The sequence below is a fragment of the Streptomyces sp. NPDC048277 genome (genome assembly GCF_040652235.1).
Taxonomy (GTDB): domain Bacteria; phylum Actinomycetota; class Actinomycetes; order Streptomycetales; family Streptomycetaceae; genus Streptomyces.
In genome coordinates this window covers 1-1612 of sequence record NZ_JBEZLQ010000081.1, presented here as the reverse complement: position 1 = coordinate 1612, position 1612 = coordinate 1, and the positions used below count along the sequence as shown (strand labels likewise).

Genomic DNA, 1612 nt, shown 5'->3' with positions numbered 1-1612 from the left:
CACGCAGCAGTGCGGGGCGAACAGCTGGGGCGGCGGGAGGCCGGGGGTGTCGAAGAAACAGGCGACGGCGGCCATCCGTTTCCGGCTGGGTTTCTCGCCCAGTGCGGGCCGTACGCGCCGGCCCTGGGCCGAGTCCGGGCGGCCTTGCGGCGGGTTGCTTCGTGCAGGGCCTCGGGCCTCATGACGATGCCTTTTCGGCCGGCCTGGATGATCCGATGATCGCGCTGCCGGAAAGCCCTCCCGTTCAACCTGCCGACGCCGGCTGCGGTGAACCAGATGACGGCACACGCCGTTGACAGTGACGTCACGGCTCGTCCCCAGATCGATTGGACGCAAACCTAATGCCGAGAACAAGTAAAGAGGCAATACAGAGGAACCGGGACAAGGTGCGGGAAAAGAAGCGGGACAAGGAGCAGGAGCGGATGCAGCACTCGGAATCCTACGCGCTGCTGAAGAAGGAAAAGAGGGACGGGTATCACCGGCGGAAGGCGGCGGTGCGGTCTGCGGGCGCGGGTGTGTATGGCTTCTACCGGCAGTTGAATACGGACTGGCCGGCGGTGCCGCCGACGGGTTTGAAGGTTGCGGTGCATCCGAAATTGTCCGGAGGGAAGAGCGAGAAACCGCAGTTGGCAAGGCTGAATATGGAGCAGCCGTCCGCCGGACCGTCGGCGGAGTCGCCGGTTCCCACATTCATCGCTGATCCCTCGCTCGACCTCAGCAGGGACGACGTTCGGACGGCGCTCGCCAGCGCGGGAGTGAGTAAGGAGGAATACGCGGTAGCCGAAGAGTTGCAGGGATCCTTCCTGGACGTGGTACGCGCCGGAGGATTCGGAGTGGACGCTGTACCGTCCACTCACGCCCCCTCCGAGGTTGCCGCCCCCGTACCCGCCTGGACCTCCGTCCCGTTCGTCCCCTCGGCGCTGGCCGCCGCCGACGACGCCGATGCCATGAGCATCCTGGCGGCCATGAGCAATATGCCACCACTGACGGCCGGTCAGCTTTTCTCGGGCAGTGCCGAAACCTATTCGCCAGACTGGGAGACGGGCGTGTCGGGATACCCGCCGTCAGCCGACACCCCCCTGGTATTCACCGGGATGCCGGGCTTGGAGGTGGACGTGCCGGCGCTCCTGTCGTCGGCCGACAACACCGAGGTATTCACCGGGATGCCGGGCCTCGGGATGTCAGACTTCGAGATGTCAGACGTCGGAGTGTCAGACGTCGGGATGGTGAGCATGTCAGGATACCTGCCACCAGCCGACAACACCGCGGCATTCACCAGGATGCCGGACTTCCGGACGGCGGACATACCGGGATACCCGCCACTAGTCGACAACACCGCGGCATTCACCAGGATGCCGGGCTTGGAGGTGGACATACCGGCGTTCCTGCCGTCGGTCGGCAATAACCAGGTGCAGCAGGGTGTGCCCGGTGCTTCGTCGTACGGTGTGGGTCACGGCGGGGCGGGCAGGCGGAGCCCGAGCGCCGGCCGCTCCGGGCGGGGACGGTCGTGACGGCTCGGGCCGTGCGCACGGCGGCCAGAGCCGCACCTGTTGCCGCACTGGCAGGTGTATTGGCTTCTTTGGTCGACGGTTCCTGTCAATCCCCCCGGCTT

General features: G+C 66.2%; 1 protein-coding gene and 1 pseudogene. One reads left to right on the top strand and one right to left on the bottom strand.

What is annotated here, in order from left to right; all coding sequences use genetic code 11:
* Positions 1-212, bottom strand: a pseudogene (locus tag AB0D85_RS52215) (hypothetical protein); the annotation flags it as partial.
* A gap of 174 nt (positions 213-386) precedes the next feature.
* On the opposite strand from AB0D85_RS52215, the gene AB0D85_RS52210 reads away from it, so the two are divergent.
* Positions 387-1511, top strand: a complete 1125-nt coding sequence (locus AB0D85_RS52210; RefSeq protein WP_362338762.1) for a hypothetical protein — start codon at positions 387-389, stop codon at positions 1509-1511.
* The last annotated feature ends 101 nt before the right edge of the window (positions 1512-1612 follow it).